The 22,801-nt window shown below is 42.0% G+C and carries 11 protein-coding genes; 2 read left to right on the top strand and 9 right to left on the bottom strand.

Features of this window, described 5'->3' with window-relative positions; translation table 11 throughout:
* Positions 1-114: 114 nt before the first annotated feature.
* From P2W73_RS10470 to P2W73_RS10450, 5 genes are all read right to left on the bottom strand, one after another.
* Entirely contained in the window at positions 115-1,503 is a 1,389-nt protein-coding gene (locus tag P2W73_RS10470; RefSeq protein ID WP_276501980.1) for an aminopeptidase P family protein, read from the bottom strand.
* A 180-nt stretch (positions 1,504-1,683) separates the two neighbouring features.
* Complete coding sequence (locus tag P2W73_RS10465; protein ID WP_276501979.1) at positions 1,684-3,831, bottom strand: S9 family peptidase; 2,148 nt, start codon at positions 3,829-3,831, stop codon at positions 1,684-1,686.
* Between the two features lie 39 nt (positions 3,832-3,870).
* Complete coding sequence (locus P2W73_RS10460; protein WP_276501978.1) at positions 3,871-5,547, bottom strand: M1 family metallopeptidase; 1,677 nt, start codon at positions 5,545-5,547, stop codon at positions 3,871-3,873.
* A 149-nt stretch (positions 5,548-5,696) separates the two neighbouring features.
* Positions 5,697-8,294: an alpha-L-arabinofuranosidase family protein gene (locus P2W73_RS10455; RefSeq protein ID WP_276501977.1), complete on the bottom strand. Its 2,598-nt coding sequence runs from the start codon at positions 8,292-8,294 to the stop codon at positions 5,697-5,699.
* Positions 8,295-8,417: 123 nt separating this feature from the next.
* Positions 8,418-10,838 (bottom strand): glycoside hydrolase family 127 protein, encoded by a 2,421-nt coding sequence (locus P2W73_RS10450; protein ID WP_276501976.1) that lies wholly within the window; start codon positions 10,836-10,838, stop codon positions 8,418-8,420.
* A gap of 469 nt (positions 10,839-11,307) precedes the next feature.
* Here P2W73_RS10450 and P2W73_RS10445 point away from each other — a divergent pair, with 469 nt between their 5' ends.
* Together P2W73_RS10445 and P2W73_RS10440 are read left to right on the top strand one after the other, a co-directional pair.
* Positions 11,308-12,207 (top strand): AraC family transcriptional regulator, encoded by a 900-nt coding sequence (locus tag P2W73_RS10445; RefSeq protein ID WP_276501975.1) that lies wholly within the window; start codon positions 11,308-11,310, stop codon positions 12,205-12,207.
* Between the two features lie 169 nt (positions 12,208-12,376).
* On the top strand, positions 12,377-13,795 hold the full coding sequence (locus P2W73_RS10440; protein ID WP_276501974.1) for an APC family permease: 1,419 nt from the start codon (positions 12,377-12,379) through the stop codon (positions 13,793-13,795).
* Between the two features lie 146 nt (positions 13,796-13,941).
* Here the strand turns inward: P2W73_RS10440 and P2W73_RS10435 are convergent, their stop codons facing one another.
* The 4 genes from P2W73_RS10435 to P2W73_RS10420 all read right to left on the bottom strand — a co-directional run bounded on the left by P2W73_RS10435 (position 13,942) and on the right by P2W73_RS10420 (position 22,496).
* Positions 13,942-15,729 carry a DUF885 family protein gene (locus tag P2W73_RS10435; RefSeq protein WP_276501973.1) on the bottom strand — a complete coding sequence of 596 codons (1,788 nt, stop codon included), beginning with the start codon at positions 15,727-15,729 and terminating at the stop codon, positions 13,942-13,944.
* A gap of 94 nt (positions 15,730-15,823) precedes the next feature.
* Positions 15,824-17,641, bottom strand: a complete 1,818-nt coding sequence (locus tag P2W73_RS10430) for a M61 family metallopeptidase (protein ID WP_276501972.1) — start codon at positions 17,639-17,641, stop codon at positions 15,824-15,826.
* Positions 17,642-17,924: 283 nt separating this feature from the next.
* Positions 17,925-19,313, bottom strand: coding sequence for a SusD/RagB family nutrient-binding outer membrane lipoprotein (locus P2W73_RS10425; RefSeq protein WP_276501971.1), 1,389 nt, complete (start codon positions 19,311-19,313; stop codon positions 17,925-17,927).
* Positions 19,314-19,454: 141 nt separating this feature from the next.
* The gene (locus P2W73_RS10420; protein ID WP_276501970.1) at positions 19,455-22,496 is read right to left on the bottom strand and encodes a SusC/RagA family TonB-linked outer membrane protein; all 3,042 of its coding nucleotides are present in this window, start codon (positions 22,494-22,496) and stop codon (positions 19,455-19,457) included.
* Positions 22,497-22,801 lie beyond the last annotated feature (305 nt).

Genomic DNA, 22,801 nt, shown 5'->3' with positions numbered 1-22,801 from the left:
AATTTTCGCATCGCCAAAACCCTCCCCTATCGAAATTTTTTTATGCGAAAATGCTTTTGCCCCTCCGACGGAGGGGATGCAGAGTTCATTACTCGCAGGAGCTAAGATATCCAATTATTCCGCCAGCAGTGTTTCTATCTCCTCAGTTGTTTTTATCAATGGCTCGCCTAATAATTGCGTTCCTTTTTCCGTGATTAGAAAATTCTCTTCTACCCTGGCGCCGCCAAAATTGCGGAACGGTGCCAGTTTTTCGTAATTAATAAAATCAGTAAACTTTTTTTGTCCTTCCCATAGATCGATCAATTCGGGAATGAAATAAATACCCGGCTCAACGGTTAATACAAAGCCCGGCTCCAATGCCCTGCCCAACCGCAATGATTTTAAACCAAAGAGAGTACTTTTTTTCAGGTCATCCGTATAACCTACGTATTGTTCACCGAGATCTTCCATATCATGCACATCAAGCCCCATCATATGGCCGAGCCCACAGGGAAAGAATAATGCATGGGCGCTCTGCTGCACCGCTTCTTTCGCATCGCCTTTCATCAGTCCCATTTGCTTCAAACCATCCACCAGGTGCTCAGCGGCTAAAAAATGAATATCCTTAAAAAACTTACCCGGCGCCAACGCTTTGGCCGCGGCCTCTTCAGCCTTCAACACAATATCATACACTTCCTTTTGCACCGGCGTAAATTTCTTGTCAACAGGAAATGTACGGGTAAGGTCACCGGCATAATGCATTGCTGTTTCCGCTCCTGCATCACACAACACCAGCTCCCCTTTTTTCAAAACTCTTGAGGTAGGATGATTGTGTAAAGTTTGCCCATCGACAGTATAGATGATTGGATAAGAAATGTTTCCGCCTGCAGCTATCGCAATGCCCTGTACAATCCCCGCTACCTGCATTTCGGTTAGTCCTTCCTTTGTATGGCGAATAGCTGCCAGATGCATTTCGTTGCTGGTGTTGACGGCCTTGTTTATTTCTGCTACTTCTTCAGTTGATTTGATAGCCCGCTGTGCTACTACAGCTTTGATAAGGGCAACAGAGGCTTTTTCTTTTATCGCATCAAGGGGAATATTGATAAGCTCATTGATTTTTATAAAATTTTCGGAACGATACGGCGGCAGGAAATGAATGTTTTGTCCACCTGTTATTGCTTTTTGAATAATAGTCTTCAACTCCTTTGCTGGCATGACGGTTGTAATGCCGGTTGGAGCAGCCAGTTCCTTCACAGTTGGCTGTGTTCCCATCCATACGATATCATCAATGGTGGGATCATCCCCAAAAACGATTTCGTTGTCCTCGTCAATATTAATCACTGCAGCCAGTGAGGGCTTGTCCAAGCCGATAAAATATAAAAAACTACTATCCTGCCTGAAGGGATAACAATTGTCTTTATAGTTCATGCCCGTGTCCTCATTGCCCAACAATAATATGACGCCACTACCAACATCTTTTTTTAATCGCTGTCTTCTTTGAATATAAGTTTCTTTACTGAACATAATTGAGTTTTAGATCTCACCCCAACCCCTCTCCATCCTTCGACTCTTCGACAAGCTCAGAGCTCAGGAGAGAGGGGCTTAGAACCCTTTTTTAGAAAGAGCCTAACAGGATTTGATAATTTTAAAATGAATTATTCATAAAAATTGGAAACGATTTTTTCACCATGACAAACACGTAGCTCATCTCCCACCACCCGGACAATATGTTTGTAAATACTTTGTAAACAATTGTGATAAATGCGCCGAAGTACCGGGGCCCTCACTAATACCATGCGTCCGGTTGGGATACACCATCAATTGAAATTGCTTGCCATTTTTTACCAGCTCATTGATCAGCATTTCAGCACCCTGGTAATGTACATTATCATCACCGGTGCCATGCACCAATAATAAATGTCCCCGCAAATTTTTCGCATGTGTTATCGGTGATCCCTGGATGAATGGCTCTTTATTTTCCTGTGGCAAACCCATATAGCGTTCCTGGTAGATATTATCATACAGCAATTGATTAGGCACCGATGCAATAGCAATCCCCGTTTTATAAATATCCGGATACTGGAACAGCAGATTGAGTGTTGTAGAACCGCCGCCGCTCCAGCCATGCACTGCTATCCGGCTGGTATCAACAAAAGGCCATTGTAATATTTTTTTGGCAGCCATTGCCTGGTCCCGGGTGTTCATGATGCCGATATTCTGGTAAATAGCTTTGCGCCATGCCGTTCCTTTTGGTACAGGCGTACCTCGGCCATCGAGACTTATTTGTATATACCCATCGGCAGCGATATCGCCGGCATACAGCGGAGTGCCTGCACTGCCAGCTGCATCTTTCACCGTTGCTCCGGCAGGCTCTGTATACACATAAAAAAGTACGGGGTATTTTTTTGTACTGTCAAAATCTTTCGGCTTTATCACCCAGCCATCCAGTGTAATATTATCCTCCGTGGTGACCTTTATCATTTCCACATCACCACTGGTTTCCATCGTACGGGTTGTTTCTTTTATCGTCTTATGACCGGGAAAGCTTACCCATTCAGCCACCCGCTGATTTTTATGATTGGAAAAATTATGGTTGGCAAACTGCCCATTTGGTGATAAGGTATAATTGTGCGTTCCCTGCTGATCAGCCGGTGATAGCAATTCCAATTTACCTTTTCCGTTTAGTGAAGTCCTGTATAAATATTGTTGCGTGGCATTGGCGGGTGATGCAAGGAAATAAGCAAAGCCGCCTTTCTCATCTATCGCTCTCAGGCTGATCATATCATAATCACCTTTGGTGATCACAGTTTCCTTTTCTCCATCAGCGCTGATCCGATACAAATGTCTCCAGCCATCTTTTTCGGATATCCATAAAAACTCTTTGCCGCCATTGATCCATCGCCAGCCATTATCCTGTGTAGGTTCTACATCTATCCACGAATTATTTTTTTCGGTGTAGATCATTTTTGATTCACCGGTGACAGGGTCACATAAAAAAACGTTGGTTTCATTCTGCTTCCGGTTCAGTTGCTGCAGCATCACGGCATTGCCGCTCCACTCCATGGCGGGAATATAATGTTGCCGGGGATCACCGGGCACATTCATCCAGGTAGTTTGCTTCGAAGCCAGCGATACCACCCCTACTTTACAGGCAGAAGGATCTTCTCCTACCTTTGGATACTCGACAGGAATGGTAAAAGAATAAAGTGAGTCTGTGTTATTGATGAGCAGGAAATTTTTAATCTTTGTCGCATCGATCTGCCAGTAAGCAATGCTCTTGCTATCGGGGCTCCAGCGAAAGCCATCGCGGCAATTAAATTCCTCCTCGTACACCCAGTCGAAAGTGCCATTGATCATCCGGGCCGTTCCATCTATTGTCAGTGCAGTAATTTTACCAGAAGCTATCTCTTCTACATAAAGATTATGCCCGCTTACATAGGCAACATTTTTTCCGTCGGGTGATATTTTTGCAAACATCAATGAAGACGCCGGTTTATCTTTTCCCAATTGTTTTAATTCATTGGTGGCTGTATTCAATATCCAGTAATCACCCCGGGTATCCTGTCGCCACACCCGCTTTGAATTAGTATAGATCAAGACTGTCTTACCATCATTACTGAAGAAAAAATCACGAACCGGTAAAGGTTTATCCATACCCGCCGGAGTCAACTGGGCCGGTTGTATTAGCTCCATTCGTGCAAATGATGGTAATTGATATTTAACTAAAACACCTTTTTCATTAGCGTAATAAGATGTTCCATCCGGCGTCCATTTAATTCCACGCTGGGCAATGGTTTTAAAAGAAAGAAAAAGAAAGCTAACAAAAACAACCAAACGACATAACAACTTCATGGGAAAATTATTATTGATAAAAAAGATCTTACTGGCTTATTATTTTTCTACAATGACAGGATTGACATAGTACATTTTTTCAATGCCATCAACAGTGAACAGGTCTGCCTGGCTGGCTGTTAGTTTTAACTCCTTCCATTCATCCGTTGGAAAGATTTTGATTTTGGCATCCTTGCTGTTTAAAGATAAGGGCAGATTAAACCCTTTTACACAATTGGTATAGCGATAATGCAGTTTGCTTTTATCGGGGCTAAAATAAAATTCAAATGTTGGGATTTGAACCGTTCTTAAATACTGATCAAACACCTTACTGTAATCAAACCCTGCTTTATCAGAAATAAATTTCTCAACCTGTGCGGACGTAACAGTGTTGTGATAAAAAACTTTGTTGAGGGCTCTTAGGATTTGACGAAACTTTTCATCGTTGTTGATACTATGACGAATGCTATGCAGCAAGTTGCCACCCTTGGGATACATGTCGCCGCTTCCCATGGCATTGACACCATAGGCTGGAATAATAGTCCTATCATTTCTGATACCACTACGAATACCGTGATTGTAAGCATTGGCAGCATCTTTACCAAAAATATAATCCACAAACAACGTTTCGCTGTAATTGGTAAAGCCTTCGTGCACCCACATATCCGCCAAATCTTTGGTGGTGATATTATTGCCAAACCATTCATGCCCGCTTTCATGAATGATAATAAAATCAAACTTCATTCCCCAACCGGTTCCCGAAAGATCCCGTTCACGGTAGCCGAATTTATACCAGTTGCCATATGACACAGCGCTTTGATGCTCCATACCGGTATGTGAAGTTTCCACTAACTGATAACCGTCTTCATAGAATGGGTAAGGGCCAAACCAGTATTCAAAACTCTTAAACATTTTATAAACCTGGTCGGGCATATAATTTTTTGCTCTTTGTTCATTATAATCCAGCACCCAGTAAGTGAGATCGAGTTTTCCTTTTTCACCGTTATAGGTTTCTTTAAAACTCACGTATTTGCCGATATAAGGAATCAAACAATAGTTATTGATCGGGTTCAATACGGCCCATTTGTAGGTGGCCGTGCCATCGCCATTTAATTTTTTTGATTGCATCCGGCCATTAGCAATCGCAACCAATGTATCGGGTACGGTCATCGTCAACGAAGCTCCTTTGTCCGGTTCATCGCTTTGATGATCTTTGCAGGGAAACCAGATAGATGATCCCAATCCCTGGCAGGTAACCGTCATCCATGGACGACCCAGCGAATCTTTAACAAACGACCAGCCGCCATCCCAGGGTGCACGAATGGCTTCATGCGGTTTGCCGCTGAAATACACATCTATTTTATGAACCGATCCTTTTTGCTGCGCCGGCATTTTTACAAACCAGGCATTACCGTCGTTAGTAAATAGAAGCGAAGTTTTTTTATTTAAAATAATACTATCGATCACCAATGGCGCCTGCAGATCGAGTTGTAACGATGTAGTATTGTTATTACTTATTACTTTATAGGTGATGGTATTCTTTCCTTCCGTACTTTTCGCTGTATAATCTGGTTTTATGGACAGATCATAACGAAGCAGATCCCACCAGGCCCGCTCTTTGGTAATACTGCCCCGCACGGTGTCTGCATGCGTGAATACTCCAGCTACTTTTTGTTGTGCTTTACCGCTGGCAACAAAAATAATGGCTGCAGCAATACAAAGAAATCTGACTCTCATTTTTATATCCTGTTTTTAAAAAGAAGCGACAAGTTACTTATATCCTGTTTAGTTGTTATTTTTTCCAGCTTTCATGTGTTTATTTTTTATTGTTTTTAGCCAAAACTTGTCCCGAACTTGTTTCGGGATGGAATTCGCCATAAAAATTTTCATCGCGGTTGGGATGAATTTGCTCGAAAATTTTTATGGTTCATTTCATCTTTTATACGAAGAACATTGATGGAATAAGGTTGCCAGGACATTTCAAAAATATTTCCTGTAATCCTTACTTTTTGTTTCCGCGGAATATATTTTTCAGGAAAGGCAAAAGAATTCTCCACTTTTAATTCTTCCGCTGAAAGAACAGTCAGGTCGGCTTCCGGTCTTAACCTGCTTCCGCCTTTTATATCCAATTTACTATTGACAGTTTCACCCGATGCATTTACTAATTTTATAATTAAATCTCCATTGGTTTCATCACGGCCCGACAATGCAAATACCAGCGGTGGCGGCTGGTAGCTTATCAATAAAGTGTCATTCAAATAACAATCTATTTTATCCATGCCTACTTCCAATCTTACATCATACCATCTGCCCGTTTCAATTGGAGCGGCCAGTCGTTTTTGATCAGTGAGCCCGGCCACGTCATACCCGTTCTCTACACTCTCAAAAACACAGTGAGAGTTCCACCACGCACCGATATGTGCCCGCAGGTAGGTATTAGTATCTTTTACAGCAAACGGTATCATAAAGGCATTGAGACCACCAGTCTTCCTGGCTTTTAGTTTTAAAGTATAAGCATCGAAACTTTTACTACTTAGCATAGCAAACTGTTGGGGTCCTTCCGCTGTCTGCGACAATGCGTCATTATTCAGTGACCAGCTTCCCCGTATCTTATTCCATTCGGCAGCATTATTTGCCAGGTCACTTTTGTAAACCGCTTTGCCGCCTTGTATCACTTCAACATCTTTAAACTCTGCTTGTGTGTCCCAGGTGCCGAAACCAATCCCGCCGCCAAACATTGGCTTTACTGATTTTGTTTTACTTGTCTCTACAGTTGTAGAAAGATTTACATCAGCCCTGTTGTCACTCAAAAGTTTGATTGCATAGTAGGAAATACGGCCAAAACTTTTTGCCGCATCAAAGTTGATCAGGTTCACCGGCCAGTCGACATCATTTACATTTACCAGCAACGGCGCATAACTGCTCCATTTCACCAGGTCAGCATTGCGCTCCATTCCCATTATATAAATGGCGTCGCTTAAGGCCGCCTGCATATTGCCCGCACCAACGCCTGCATTGGTGGCGTATTCCCCCACATACATATCCCAATCACCCCGCTTGTATTTATCAAAATGATCCGTATTGCGCCTGCTCCAATAAGCATCTTTATAGGCGTGCTCGTCCACAATATCCACTTCTTTCATGTCCTTCAGCGTTCGCTGGTTTACATCGCCGATACCCATACTGGCCATCAATCGTATCTGCGGATATTTTTCTTTGATCGCCTTATAAAAAATATTGTAACGGCTGGCATATTTTGGTCCGTGTTGCTCATTGCCAATCTCCACATATTTTAACGGAAAAGGGTTGGGATGACCATTCGTCGCCCTCATCTTTCCATACTTCGATGTAACAGGACCAATGGCATATTCGATCGCATCCAGTGCATCCTGAATATATGGTTGTAGTTCCGGTTCCGGCACATAAGTTCCGCTGCGATATTCGCAGGACACACCCGCATTAAAAACATACAAAGCATCCGCATTGATGTCTTCACAAAACTGTAAATACTCATGATAGCCAAATCCATCACTGCTCCAATAACCCCAGGGGCTAAAACTGCCGGGTCTTTTTTCAACAGGACCGATAGTGGTTTTCCAGTTGGGCGCACTTTCTATGGTGATACCTTCTACATAGCAACCACCCGGCCACCGGACAAAAGATGGCTTCAATCCAGCAATCAGCTCAGCAATACCGGGTCTTAAGCCGTTGGGGCGACTTTTAAAAGTTTTAACGGGAAACAACGAAACAAAATCAATCCATACAGTGCCACTGCCGCCCAATGACAAAACAAATTTTGCTTTGGAATCGGAAATATTGGGCTTCAATGTGCAGGAATATTTTTTCCATTCACTTCCGGTTACATTAGTAAACGTATGCTTGGCCAGAATTTTTTTATCAGCTGATTGAAGTGATACAGTGATCGGCTTTTTGTACTGCGCATCTGTTCTTACATAAAACGAAAGATTGTATTGCTCGCCGGCGATTGTATTGATTCCCCAAAATCCTTCATTGATCAAATCCGCTTTACCACTTGCATCAAAATTTTTCACCCGGATACAAACTGAGTTGGGTGTTGCGTTGTTCAATGGCTTTTCTCTTGTCAATGAAACCTGCATGATTGTTTTACCAGTTGCCTGTGTTGACCATGCCGGCCAATCGGTTTTATGCGGCCATTCCAGTTTCCAATCTGTTTTCTTTGGCTCAATCATAAAGTGCGGCTTCGCTGGCGAGGGCACCAGGAAACCGTCTTGTAAAACTGCACCCGCCGGGATACGGGTTTCTTCAAAACCCCGGTTCTGTATCAATTCTGCATAGAGGCCTCCTTCACCTGCATGACTTATCTCTTCAAAAAAAATTCCATGCAGGGTCGGTGAAATTCTATTCCCCTTTTTGGTCACATCAATCGTTATGGTGGCCCGTTGCTGAGAATACAACATCATAAAAAAACAACTATACCCAATTGTCAAAATGATTTTCTTCATTACTTCTTTTCTTTTGCATCAATAAAAAAGCATGATGTTTTATAACTTGACATCATGCCGGGCTGTTAATCTCAATGAGTTAATATGCGGCCAATTTTTCAACCGATCCGATAGCTACCGGATTTATTTTATACTCCATTCATGCAAACCCGCCGAATGTTCTACCGGCTGCTGAATTTCCAGTTTCAATGCTGTGGTATTGACAGGCTCAAACCGGATCGTGTTGTATTTATCCTTTGCAATTTCATATGGCTCCTTGTTTTTTACAGGCAGCCACTGATCACCATCCTTGTATAACAATTTCCAGGAAGCAGGAATACGGCAACCTCCAAAAGGACCATCATCAAACCAATACACACTTGATTCTGATACGGTGTAGGCTTTATCAAAATCGTATTGAACATATTCCAAAGAGTTCTTCTTTGGCCACCAATGCAAATAAGTGGCGTTGCCATCATGAGAGTCTTTGGGATCATATTGATCATTCAGGCCTTTTAACATTCTTGTATTCGTTATCGATCCGCTCACTTTGCTCTTTGATGCAATGGTAGGCGCCGGCATCGGTTTCGCTGCCGATTCTTCATAGGGTATCCAAACTTCCATTTCAGCAGGGCCACGGTTGGCCCAGGAATAATAGGGAATAGCAACCACATTCTGTTGGGTTTTGATCAGTTCATCACTATTCAGCTGCCGTTTGGTAGATGACCCTTTCATCTGCAGCGTCATTACACCATTCAACAGTTCGGGTTTATATACGGCCTGAACAGGTTCATCTTTTTTTACTACGATATTCATGACCGCAGCATCATTGTTATCGGGCCCTTCCAGGCAATACATGAGGGGACCACGTTGCAAGGCAAAGCGATTTTTATCGTCCTGCACTTTATCGTTGGCCATGATCCGCTTTACATCCATTGGCAGATCTAATAGTACTTTGTCTCCTTCTTTCCAGGTTCGATCTAACACTGCATAGCCTTTCACAATTTTATAATTAACGGGGTTACCGTTTAATAAAAGAGTAACCGGTTTTGTCGCCTTATTTTCATTTACATACAGATCACCAGGCACGGGTTGATCGATGGCCCAACCGGGGATACGAATATGCAAAGCGAATTTTGTTGCTTTGAAAGGATTGATGATGAATTCGTTTTTCCCTTCCCAGGGATAATTCGTGTTCTGTGTAATCGAAATATTTCCTGCAGGCAATTTTATTTGAGAGACACTGCCTACAAAGAGATTGACATATAAGTCATTTTTATTTTGACCATACACATAACCCGGCATAGAAGGTAAAAACCTGGTCATGTTTGAAATGCAACAAGCACAGCCGAACCAGGCACTGCGCTGGTGCTGGCCCATTGATGCCAATGGGTTAGGATAAAAAAAACGATCACCGCTTATTGAAACCCCGGCCAGCAGACCATTATAGAGGGTACGTTCCATCACATCGATATATTTTGCATCGCCATGCAATAAAAACATGCGGCTGTTCCAATATACATTGGCAATCGATGCACAGGTTTCGGCATAGGCCGACATATTGGGTAAATCATAGGCTTTACCAAAAGCTTCACCATGACCTGTTGCTCCAATGCCACCGGTGATATATAATTTTTTCTCCACCACATCGTGCCAGATATCATCTATCGCTTCGAGGTATTGTTGGTTGCCTGTCAATGCAGCCACATCAGCCATGCCCGTATACATATAGGTAGCCCTTACTGCATGACCAACTGCTTCGTGTTGATCAATTACCTTTTTGTGTGCCTGGCTGTATTCATGATTCAAATGTCCTGCTGTACCACGCAGGTCAAGAAAAAATTTAGCCAGGTCGAGGTATTCTTTTTTGCCCGTCACACGATACAACCTGGTAAGACCAGTTTCAACAATCTGGTGACCGGGGAATCTTTCTTCTTTGCCATAGCCAAAAGTCCTTACCAACAGATCAGCATTTTTAATGGCGATATTCAGCAACGATCTTTTACCGGTTGCCTGGTAATGCGCCACGGCTGATTCAAATAAATGGCCGGAGTTGTATAATTCATGACTCAGGTCTTCTTCCTTCTCCCAGCGCTTGCTACCAACCCAATCATGCGGCTTCTCCATTTTTGCTGTACGAAAAGTATACAGATAGCCATCTTTCTCCTGCGCATCTCCGATGATGGCGATAAGCGTATCCAGGTATCTTTCCAACTGTGGATTTTTTGTTACCTGCAATCCATACGAAGCTCCCTCGATGATTTTATAGAGATCAGTATCATCAAATGTGTACTCGGTAAGTTTATCCGATTTTTTCTTACCGGCCGCCACTAAAAAATTACCAATGCGACCTGTTTTGCGACATTGATCCAATGTATAAGGGATAGTGACGTCAGCATTCAATTTTATTTTGGGCGCCCAAAAATTATCCATCACATGTACCTGGGTAAAAGCTACCGGTTGTATAGGATAGTCTTTTTTCAACTGGGCATTTGCTGCTTCGATAGTGAACAACAAAACGGCTGCCAGCCCTGTGCCCGCTTTTTTTATTCTGAGATGTTTCATACTATATTTTTTTACACGATGTATTTTCAACCTTCATCGACCTCATCCGGCCTCTCCCTCCTTCTCCCTCTCCCTCTCCCAAAGAGAGGGAGCGTAGCCCCATATCTTTAATGATCTTTATAACTACCACATCATCTTTATATCTCTTCTCAACATTTTCAAAGCTTACTATTTCTACTGTACTCCTCGAAAAGCAAGGGCTGTGCTTTGCAAGTCTCTCCTTTCAGGTGAGATTTAGAGGGGCCCATAAAAATACCTGCATCCCTGTTTGCCCGATATACAAATATTGATAGAAGTTTACCAGATTTTATTCGCTTATATAGAACAACGGCCACCGGTTCCTGAACGTTGTTCCTATTTTATCGATTAGCCGGACTTTAACCCGTTTCATAAGTATTTATTAGCTTTCCGGTTAATATTCGGCCACGCTATTGTCTTAAATTGTAAATTTGACACTTATAAAAGGGATATGAAAGTACTACAATTTACCATACCGGTACCAGCCAACCAAACGATCATCGTGCAGAAGGATGTACTACCCTATTTTTACCCGCACCTTCATCGCCATCATGAAATTCAACTGACCTGGATTCAAAAAGGCGAAGGCACCCTGGTAGCAGATAACAATATGCACAGCTTCGAATCGAATGAAATATATTGGTTGGGAGCCAATCAACCTCATTTGTTCAAAAGCGACCCCTCCTACTTTTTGCCCAAGAGTAAAAAAATCATTTCGGCGCTCACGATTTTCTTTGACCCCAACGGCCGTCTTGTTCCTCTTTTTGATTTACCCGAAATAAAAAACGTCAAAAAGTTTATCCAGAAAAACCCGGCTGGTTTTAAAATTCCGCAACAGCATGTAGCTGAAATATCGAATCAAATGCTACTGGTAAAAAATGGCAATGGGATCGAACAGATGATTCACTTTCTCGATATATTGAATAAGTTGATGAGCTATGAAGATCTTACGCCTCTTTCCAACTCTTCGCAGCCGCAAATGTATAGCGAACATGAAGGTATCAGAATGGCCAATATCTATAATTATATCATGCAGCATTATAGTGAACCTGTCACCCTGGAAGAAGTTGCCAAGCAGGCTCACATGACACCGCAGGCCTTTTGCCGCTATTTTAAAAAACATACCCGCCATACTTTTGTATCCTTCCTGAGCGAGGTGCGTATCAACGAGGCCTGCAAAAAATTGACAGACGGCGCCTATGATAGTATCGCTACCATCGCCTACAATTGCGGCTTCAACAGTATTACCAATTTTAACCGGGTATTTAAAAGTGTTACCTCCCTCTCGCCTTCCGAGTATGTAAATAATTTTTCGAAGATGTTGAGCGTAGAGCAGGACGCCAGTTATTGATAACTACATTGGACAAGTTAATTTCCGCTGACATACCTCCATAGAGTTGTTCTAAAAGGAGTTAATATCTGCAAACTTCCAGGCAAGAATAGGAAAGCGAGTCCTGATTGGCAGCCTTATTTTTAAAAGCCAGGCTTAAATCTTTTCATTTCAATTTCTATTCTGCTTTATGGAGTCAACTTCGTTTAAACCGTCCCTTAAATTATTAGATGCAACCATGCTCGTGGCGGGAAGCATGATCGGCTCGGGTATCTTTATCGTTAGTGCCGATATCACCCGCAATGTTGGAAGTGCCGGCTGGCTGATACTGGTATGGTTGCTTACAGGCTTTATGACACTGACCGCAGCGCTGAGCTATGGTGAACTGAGCGCCATGTATCCCCGGGCCGGCGGTCAATACGTTTATCTCAAAGAGGCTTACAATCCCCTGATCGGCTTTTTATATGGCTGGAGTTTTTTCTCCGTCATACAAACAGCTACCATTGCTGCGGTCGGCGTAGCATTTGCAAAATTTACCGCTTACCTCATTCCTGCTGTCAGCGAAGACAAAGTCGCTATCGATTTTGGATCATTAACGATATCGCCGGCGCAATTACTATCCATTGTCATCATTGTATTATTAACCTTCATTAATACAAAGGGAGTGAAAAGTGGCAAAGCCATTCAAACCACTTTTACACTGACCAAATTATTGAGTCTTTTTGGCCTGATCATTTTCGGATTGCTTGCATTAAAACCGGAGATATGGACATACAACTGGGCCAATGCATGGGATCTTCAAAAATTAACGCCAGGCGGCTCTACCAGCAATTATACCATGGTCGCTGCCATGGGCGCCATCGCTGCGGCTATGGTGGGCTCTATATTCAGTAGCGACTCCTGGCATAATGTGACATTCATTGCGGGTGAAATAAAAAATCCTAAACGTAATATTGGTTTAAGTCTTTTCCTGGGTACATTGATCGTAACAGTTATTTATATTCTTACCAATATCATGTACACCGGCGTTTTATCGCTGACGGATATTGCCGGCTCTGAAAAAGATCGTGTGGCCGTAACCGCATCACAGGTGATTTTTGGCAATGCCGGAACTATTATTATCGCTATCATGATCATGATCTCAACATTCGGTTGCAATAATGGATTGATCATGGCCGGCGCCCGGGTTTATTATACCATGGCCAACGACGGATTGTTTTTCAAAAAAGCCGGAACTCTCAACAAGGCCGCCGTTCCTTCCTTCGCTTTGTGGATACAGTGCATCTTTGCCTGCGTATGGAGCCTTAGCGGCCGCTATGGCGATCTATTGGATATGATCTCGTTCGTGGTGGTAGTTTTCTATATGCTCACCATTGCCGGGATATTTATCCTACGGAAAAAAAGACCCAATGCTGAACGGCCCTACAAAGCTTTTGGATATCCGGTGTTGCCAATCATCTATATTTTAATGGGGCTTTCATTTTGTATTTTACTGATCATTTACAAACCAAAATTTACCTGGCCTGGTTTGATCATAACGCTGATCGGCATCCCGGTTTATTATCTTGTTATCGCGGCGCAAAGAAGAAAGGTCGCTATAGCTGATTAATAAAAAGAAGGCTGTTTCAAAATGAATATATAACCAAAGAGATAACGAAGTTTACACAGGGTACGCAAAGTTGAATTAGTCAGGAAAAATTCTCCGTACTCTCTGTAAAATTACTTTGTGCTCTCTGTGGTAAAAACTTACCTTAATTACTTCCCTTTGATATCATAAAAACGCCATGACGTTTTAAAATCCCTTTTCAGGTTTTGATTCGTCAATATAGCCCGCAGCATTTCGATAGGCATTGCATTCTCCCTGAATATTGCATCATGATATTGTCTATAGGTCATCTTTTTTGAATCCACGAGTTCTTTTTTCAAACTATACAGCTGCAATCCGCCGATCATGTATGCCACCTGGTATAGCGGGCTATAACCGCCAACAAACGATCTACGTACTTCGCCTTCTGCATTCGCCCTTTCGTGCCCTACCCTGTCCACTAAAAAATCGATGCATTGCTGAGGTGTCCATTTGCCCAGGTGATAATTCAGCGAAAAAATAATTCTTGCGCAACGATGCATACGCCAAAACAGCATACCGATCCTGTCTTCAGCAGAACGGGGAAACTTCATCTCCCACAACAGCAACTCCCAATACAAAGCATTTCCTTCCACCCAAAAAGGCGTAGAAAAATTGCGATAGGCTTTATTGCGATTGGTCATGTATCCCTGCAGGTGATGACCGGCGATTAATTCATGATGCACTGTTGCCCTTGAAAAATGCGGGTTATTGCCCCGCATACTCATCATCTTATCTTCATAATCCATCGTGTTGGTGGGATAGGAAATGATCAACGATTCTCCACCAAGAAAAAATGGATTGATCAGTTGTTGCTCCGGCGACATCATACTCATTCGCCAGGTTTCTTCTGCCAACTCTGGTATGGTTAGCAAATCATTCTTCTTTAAAAAATCGACCGATTGTTTATAGAGTTCATACATTGCCTCGGGTTGCCTGCCGGGCGCTACGTAACTATTTTTTACTTTCTCCTGTGCCGTTTTCCAATTATCACCAAAGCCCATCTCCCTGGAGGCTTTTAATAATTCAGCGTCGCACCAGGCAAACTCTTTGTTAGCGATTTCAACTAATTCCTCCGCCGAATAAGGAATAAACTCCAGTTGCAACTGTCGCATCAATTCTTTACTGCCAATCGGGTTGCCGGTAATTCCACTACCATCATCTTTCTGCGAGGAGGTTTGTTTTCCCTTTCCTTTCAACAAACCAGCATATATATTTAAAACACTGTCCACTGCCGTATAAGTTTTGGGAACCCACCAGGTAAATAATGGATCGTACCCATTATAAAAATCAAAAGTGTTCTTCAACGAGCCCTGCAAACCTTTCGCAGCTTCTGTTGCAAAATTTGCCAGTTTTATATCTATCGTCTCCTCTTTCTTAATGGCATCAATTGCTTTTTCAATTTCTTTTTGGATCGCATTTAATTCTTTTGCTGTTTTTTCGCCATCAACCGTCGCACCTCTTCTTCTTGGTTTTTCTAATGCATAGATCCGGTCGGAAAACGGAAAATATTTACTTACCTGGTCATAAGTTTCCTGCTCTTCCTTTAACCGGTATGTTGCGTCATTCAGGTTTCTTTTAAACAGGATAAAATCACATTTTCCATTAATACTCATCTTGTCAAAGTCTACATTATCCAGTTGCCGGAGGTACTCATTGTTCAACTGCAACAATCTTGCTCTTCGTTCAGGTGAATTATAATTGTTGCTTTGCCTGCCCCATGCCCAGCCTACTCCCACGGCACTGGTCGAATAAAACCGGTTAATGCTGCCGAGGTCTGCGTCATAATTGATCATCATGTTATTCATTTCACTGGTTTGCGCATACAAGTCAGTGCTAGTTGATGATTGCGCCCATATGTTGCCAACAGTTAGCTGCATTGAAATAGTCATCGTCAAAATGAATATCCTTTTTATCATATTTAATGTTCTTTAAGTGTATTTAACAGAAAAAAGTGAATGTATCAATTCAAACAAAAATTAACCTGCATTAATTAGTTTACGACTCCTCAAATCACTTTCCCTTCAGCCAATCTTTGAGTATAGCAGCCTCCAAGGCAGTTGGATTTTTCATTCTTGTAATGGTAAAAGGTCGCTCATACTTAGTGGCAAACATGAACGGGATATCTTTGATCACGCCATCCTGCAGCACTTGTAAGTGGACGATGTCACCGGCTTTCTTTTCCTTTTGCAATTGCTCAAGTATTTTCACCGTAGCCGGTTCTCCATTTATTGTAAGAAGCAGTTGCCTGGCCCTTATTCCGGCATGCCATGCCGGAGAATCCCATTCCACATTTGCAATGGTTAAACTATCATTCTTTTGTCGAACAACTAACCCGCTCCACGCACCCGGCAGCGCCACAGGCTTTGTAGCAATGTCTAAACCCGCATAAGCAAAGTATTTTGCATAATCAATTCCTTTAACGGTGTATACATAATCAAAAAACTCTGCCAGGGAAACGCCTGCTATCGACTCGCAGGTGCTACGAAACTCCGTTTCAGTATAACCTCTTTTCTTTTGCTGGTAAAAATTTTTATACAAAGTACGCATTACATCATCCAGCGATTTTTTATTCTTTGTCTCATGACGGATCTTAAAGTCGAGCAATAAGCCCAGTACCGGCCCCTTATCATAATAGGAGATGGTTTTGTTTACATCATCACCTGTCCGGCCAAAGGGACCATCAGACCAGGTATCGAAACTGGCTTGCGTCACCGACTGAAATAAATGACCGGGCTTATTCTCATATGCTGACAAACTTGAACGATATGCTTTCAATAAATCTTCTTCACTTGTTAATCCGGCTCTGCGCAGAAGCAACTCATCATAATACGCAGTGATACCTTCAGCAACCCAAAGCATATTGGTGCGGCTGCCGCGGTCGTAGTCAAAAGGTCCAAGTTCTATCGGTCTTATCCGTTTGGCATTGTAATGATGAAAATATTCATGTGCGAGGAAACTCAGTATACCTGTGCGGCCCGGGCCATCCAATCCATCACCACTAAAACTGATGGCCGTAGAATTAAGATGTTCGATACCGCCACGTCCCGGACCGATGCCAATAAACGTGTAATGTTTAAAAGGAATATCACCCATCATATCGACAGCTGCTTCCACTATCTTCTTCAGGTCGGCTATAAATTTTTCTTTATCGAAATTTCCCAGTTTATAGCCAATAAAATAGTGTGGTATTCCTCTTACAGAAAAAGAGGACAGTTCTTCGAGATTACCAATTAAGATGGGACTATCGTATAAAATGTCAAAATCAGGAGCGGTATATACATGTGTCTTGCCCCGAAAGGGTTCAAGACCGCTGGCAATCTTATTCCACCCATTGTGTGGCGTGATTGTGACAGAGACCGGATGATTAATATAACCATCCACATGCATAAACAAACCTGTAGGAGCAATAAATCCACGATCTTCATCGAGATAATTGGTGGCGACAAACTGGCGGGTGGCTTTTACCTGGTAGCTGATCGTTACAGCTTCTTTATTATTAGTGTAAACACGCCAGATATTGTTAGCAGCCTTTTCCCATTTAAGCGCTGTACCATTTTTATCTGTCGGTTCGAAGCCAATGATATTGTCTGCGTAGTCCAGCAATTGATAATAACCCGGCATCCACACGGGTATTTTAAAATCAAGCCAGTCTTTTTTTATTCCGTTACATTGAAAAGACACCTGGTAAAGATGACTGACTGGGTTCTTCATTGTTACGTTGAAATCCATTGTACTCTTTAGGGATTGACTGAAGCCTTCGGGTCCTGCACTTATCAATAAAAGAGCGATGAATACCGGTTTCCAAAAACATTTAATGACATTATGCATTTGCTGGCGTTTAATTGGCAAAATTGATTGTGCCTTTCGTTTTCATGAAGGACAAAAAGTAGTGAATAAATGATAAACTTCCGGATTCAAATTATCCGCGCCGCCTTAAATCTTATCTTTTTCTACTTATATTTTAGCAGCATTTGTTTTGTCTTCCGATCTGATAGCAAGATCTTAATATGCTTTTGGCTACAACGGCCATGATAAAAAATTAAAAAGGGGTAGAAACCCCTTTTTTAAAACTCCTCTAACTGCTTATGAGGATTGACTGCTAAACTAAAAATCATTGTTTATCCCACCACACCCTGTCAGTAAGCGTTGCGGATTGTATTGCCTGCGGATTGGCAATCATTTCTGATTGTGGATATAAAAATCTGCGGGGTATATCTGTTAAAGCATTGGGCACTTTTGTTATCGCCGGAAAACCTGTTCTTCTCCAGTCGTTGAAATTTTCGATGGAGAGATAGCTGGCAATTGTTTTTTCTTCTATGATCAATTGAAGCGCATTACCGGCCGTCAAAACACCACGGCTGGCGAGGTATGTAGTAGTAGCGGCATCACTTATTTCCAATTTATCCATATGAGCTTTAATTGCATTGAGGTAAACAGGTTGCGCCGCAACGAAGCCAGATTTTATGAATGTTGCTTCTGCTTTTAGAAATAAAGCTTCAGTATAGTTGACTACGTAAAGAAATGAAGCCGGATCACTGTAAAAACTTCCAGGTCTTGAATAATCTTCAAGGTCACCGACATCAACGGAGCCAATGGGGCGACCGGTGTACAATCCTGTGTTTTCTGCCGGTGTTACCATAGCACTGAGGCGGGGATCATTTCTTGTTTTAAACCCATTGACGAGATGTTCAGATAAAATCAATGTAGATACAGGATGAAAAGTAACAAAGATGGGATTTTCCTGCCCTGCAGTACCAGGATAACCAAACTTCATATCATCGTCATTTGACTGCATACCATTTTGCAAGGCCGCTAAAGCAAGATCAGCTTGCGCTGCAGCGGTGTAACCCGGCGCCTTAGTAAGATGCATATAATACCGGGCTTTCAAAGTATAAGCCAGCTTTTTCCATTTATCCAAATCACCGCCAAAGAAAAAATCATCGCTGCCTGGTGATTTACCTTTATTGGTGTTGATATCGGCAATCCCTTTATCCAGTAAATCCTGGATGCTTTTATAAACATCTTCCTGTTTGTCATACGCTGGTTTGAATTTAGCGCTTCCCTGGAAAGCTTCTGTGAAGGGTACATCACCCCACAGATCAGTTGTGGTTCCCAATGCAAGGGCCGTTAATATCTTACCAATACCGGCATAATTACTATTTCCTGAGGTTTCAGCTTTTTTTATTAATACCTGCAAATTGTTAAGACAGGTAACATACACGTTGGCCCAGTCACCATCCATATCCCCGTGAAAAAGCTGGTAAGTACCTGTGTTAGGTACCGGCTGGTTTAGGGCTACATTCTGCATCCAGTGATTGACAACAGCAAAATCAAAACCAGTGGAAACCGTATGCGCAATATCCAATTCTACCGGTGACAGGATCAGCCCCTCACTAACATCAATCGGAACATTCGGGTTATCGTTTACATCGATGAATTTTTTGCAACCTGTTGTTGCAATCAACAGGACTACCAGTATTGAAAGAAATATTTTTTTCATGTGTTATTTTTTATTGTTTTTTTTTGCCACATGGAATTCGCCATAAAATTTTCATCGGTTGGTATAATTTACCTCGAAAATTTAATGGCTCATTTCATAATAATATTTTTAAGAATCAGTAATCAGTTATGTCAAGAATTATCAAAAAGTAAACCTGACATTGAAGTTTACGGAACGTGTAGTAGGCGTAGAGAATGAATAAACACCCTGCGAACCGTTGGATGAACCAAAGCTGCTTGCTTCGGGATCAGAGCCGGTAAAATGTGGTTTATGAATCCAGAGATTGCGGCCTGTAACACCTACCGATGCAGACTTAAATGGCGTTTTAGCCAATAAGCCTGGCTTTACATCATAACTTAAACTGACATTGCGCAACTTAATATAGGTAGCATCCTGCGTAGTAGCTTCGTTGATTCCACTAAGCCTCCGCCAATAATCTACGCCTTCTACTTCTACTTTATTAGGAAGGCCGGTATTCTCATTCACTCCTGCTACCACTCTTTTACCCCTATCTTCGGTCGCTTTGGGCATACCATAGAAAAATCCATAACTGTCAACGTTGTTCGATAAGTCACCTCCTTTCTTCATATCAAAAAAGAAACTGAAGCTAAAGCCGCCATAACGGAAATTATTGGTGAGACCTGCTTGCCAATCCGGAGATATATTACCCACATGACCGTAATCGCCTATTACGGGAAGCCCTGAATCGTCAATCAGTAGTTCGCCTTTCGCATTGCGTTTGTAGGTAGAACCATACAGTTCACCATAAGGCTGGCCTACTACGATCTGTGTAAAACCATTGCCCAATTGCTGCTGGTCTTCATAAATATATAGTACTTTATTGCGCAAACGGGTGAAGGTAAAAGTAGCATCCCAACTAAATCGTGGAGTTTTCACCACACTGGCATTGATCAGGGCTTCAATACCCTTTGTTTCCATTTTGGCACTATTGACAGTTGTTCCTGTATAGCCTGAAGAAGGTGCAATAGAAACACCCGGTATTAGACCATCATTTATTTTTTTATCGAACCAGGAAAACTCTAGTGAAACCCTGTTTTTTAACAGCCTTGCCTCAAGACCTATTTCAAATTCATTCACCAATTCATTCTTCAGAAATGGATTTCCTAATGTCGGACTTAACAGAAAACCGTTTTGACCCTGGAAAGGAAAAGCTATTCCTCCAACATTGGCTGCAAAGAATGGTGTGTTTAATAAGTAAGGTTCTACATTGTCATTACCAACTGTAGCATAGGATACCCGCAGTTTTCCGAAGTTTATAGCATTATCCAACGATGAAGGCAATAGCTCAGAAAAAACAAAACCAACCGCGGCGGATCCATAGGGATAAAAGCCATTATCCTTTGCCAACACTGAACTTCCATCATAGCGACCGGTTAGAGCTAAAATCAACAACCGCTTATATTCGATATTCGCTTGTGAATAAAAACCCACTTTTCGTTGTAATGAATGTCCTTCACTATAAGTTTGTGTAGCTGCATTTGACATATTATCAAATCCCGGAGTAGACAATCCAACACCTCTTGTTCCCATTCCCTGGCCATAGGTAGAGAGAATATTATTTCCCAATATAAGGTTCAGGTTAAAATCATTAAACTGCTTGGTGGCATCAATAATAAAATCGTGATTGAACTGGCGAAATATATTGGTACGATCAACAATAACGCCATTGACATTGGCAATTGATCCGAGGTTCTCAAAATATTTTACCTGCTCCGTATAAATATCGGCGCCCAATCTTTCTGTAATTGTAAGCCATTTTAACGGTGTGAAGTTGAATGTAACCAAAGGCAGGAAACGGTTTACACCTGCTTTATTATATACGTTGTCCAATACCCAGTAAGGGTTGTTGCGGGAATAACGATATAGCCGCTGATTGCCATCCGCATCGAGGTAGGGTTTCATGTTATACGAAATAGGACCGTTGAAAATGGTCCATACAGGGCTCTCCAATATCCAACCTTCAGGCATACTGTTGCGGTTGGAGTTGGTATAGTTAAACTGGATAGAAGCGGAAAGATTATCAAAAATTTTTGCGTTGAATTTTGTGAACATCGAATGCCTTTTGAAACTATTGGTAGGAACGATGCCCTGCTGGTTGAAATAAGAATAAGAAGCAAAGTAATTGGCTACACCACCGCCACCGGCCACACTAACAGTATTATTGGTACCTACACCCGTCTTGAAAAATTCTTTTAACTGGTTATGTTTTTGTGCAGGCTGGCCATTTACTTTCAAGGTATCCATCAATGGCCCCCAGGAACTACTTGTTTTTTTAGTGTCGCCATCAAAATAAGTACCATAAACAAAAATACCAGGAGAGGTCTCTATCTTGTCTCCTTGTCCATATTTATTTTGCACTTCAGGAAAAATAGGCATATCATACGTGAGGTCTGAGCTGACGGAGATAAGTGGCTTTTTATTGGCTGCGCCACTTTTCGTTGTAATAATAATAACTCCTCTTGCACCTGCCGACCCATATAAAGCAGTAGCGGCAGATCCTTTCAAAACATTCATGCTTTCTACAGTAGCAGGATCTATATCAATGAGGCGATTACTACCGGGACCTGAATTGACTGTACCCGTTTCAGAGTTATCAATAGGAATTCCATCCAATACAATCAATGCTTCGTTGTTTCTAAGAAAGGATGTAACACCCCGTACTAATATCCGTGAAGAACTTCCTGGTGTACCGGAAGCATTGGTAACTTGCACACCCGCCACCTTACCTGACATGGCGTTGATCAAAAAAGGCTCTTTCGATTTTAGTATCTCGTTACTCTTTAATTCCTGCGAACTGAAGGTGAGATTTCTTTTCTCTCTTTTTAATCCCAATGCAGTTACAACCACCTCTGTAAGTTGTTCTCCTGTTTTACGCAGTTTTATCTCAATGGCTTCGCCATTCCCAACAGGCTTTTCCGCAGGTTCGAAACCAACCATGCTCACAACTAATTTGGCATTCGGCGCAGCATTAATTTCGAACGACCCATCAACGTTACTAATAACACCAGCTTTACTGCCGGCAACGACAACACTTACTCCTGAAAGCGGTAAACCGGCATCATCAATAACTTTTCCTTTAATAAGTTTGGATTGAGCAGCCAGAGACAGTTGAATACATAGCGCCGCCATGAGTACCAGTGTACCCCTGATCTTTTTTTTCATAACGCAGTTTTTTTGTTTTAAAGGTTAATCAGAAAGGAGCAATCATCAGCGCAATAGTATGGCCCGGCAAGTAAAAGCCGTAACCATCCTGCTTGCGTCACGTTTATTATAAGCGTCAAGAAAACACTTAACTAAAAAGTCATTTCAAATTTATCGATCATTAACCCACGATGTTTTATAATAATTCACCAATGCTATGCGGATATTAACCAAATGTTAATTGATAAAAAAGTAAACAGCTTATAGACGTTTAGAAACGCATGCTGATTCGTTCCCAATAAATAAAAAGGGAATGCACTGCAAGG

This window comes from Terrimonas pollutisoli, from assembly GCF_029360765.1.
Taxonomy (GTDB): Bacteria; Bacteroidota; Bacteroidia; order Chitinophagales; family Chitinophagaceae; genus Terrimonas_B; species Terrimonas_B pollutisoli.
This window is presented reverse-complemented; position numbering and strand designations above follow the sequence as displayed.

What these genes read in the sequence shown, in the direction of transcription:
- P2W73_RS10465 (WP_276501979.1), bottom strand. Translation starts at nt 3,831, where the DNA reads ATGAAGTTGTTATGTCGTTTGGTTGTTTTTGTTAGCTTTCTTTTTCTT.
- P2W73_RS10440 (WP_276501974.1), top strand. Translation starts at nt 12,377, where the DNA reads ATGGAGTCAACTTCGTTTAAACCGTCCCTTAAATTATTAGATGCAACC.
- P2W73_RS10445 (WP_276501975.1), top strand. Translation starts at nt 11,308, where the DNA reads ATGAAAGTACTACAATTTACCATACCGGTACCAGCCAACCAAACGATC.
- P2W73_RS10425 (WP_276501971.1), bottom strand. Translation starts at nt 19,313, where the DNA reads ATGAAAAAAATATTTCTTTCAATACTGGTAGTCCTGTTGATTGCAACA.
- P2W73_RS10450 (WP_276501976.1), bottom strand. Translation starts at nt 10,838, where the DNA reads ATGAAACATCTCAGAATAAAAAAAGCGGGCACAGGGCTGGCAGCCGTT.
- P2W73_RS10455 (WP_276501977.1), bottom strand. Translation starts at nt 8,294, where the DNA reads ATGAAGAAAATCATTTTGACAATTGGGTATAGTTGTTTTTTTATGATG.
- P2W73_RS10430 (WP_276501972.1), bottom strand. Translation starts at nt 17,641, where the DNA reads ATGCATAATGTCATTAAATGTTTTTGGAAACCGGTATTCATCGCTCTT.
- P2W73_RS10470 (WP_276501980.1), bottom strand. Translation starts at nt 1,503, where the DNA reads ATGTTCAGTAAAGAAACTTATATTCAAAGAAGACAGCGATTAAAAAAA.
- P2W73_RS10420 (WP_276501970.1), bottom strand. Translation starts at nt 22,496, where the DNA reads ATGAAAAAAAAGATCAGGGGTACACTGGTACTCATGGCGGCGCTATGT.
- P2W73_RS10435 (WP_276501973.1), bottom strand. Translation starts at nt 15,729, where the DNA reads ATGATAAAAAGGATATTCATTTTGACGATGACTATTTCAATGCAGCTA.
- P2W73_RS10460 (WP_276501978.1), bottom strand. Translation starts at nt 5,547, where the DNA reads ATGAGAGTCAGATTTCTTTGTATTGCTGCAGCCATTATTTTTGTTGCC.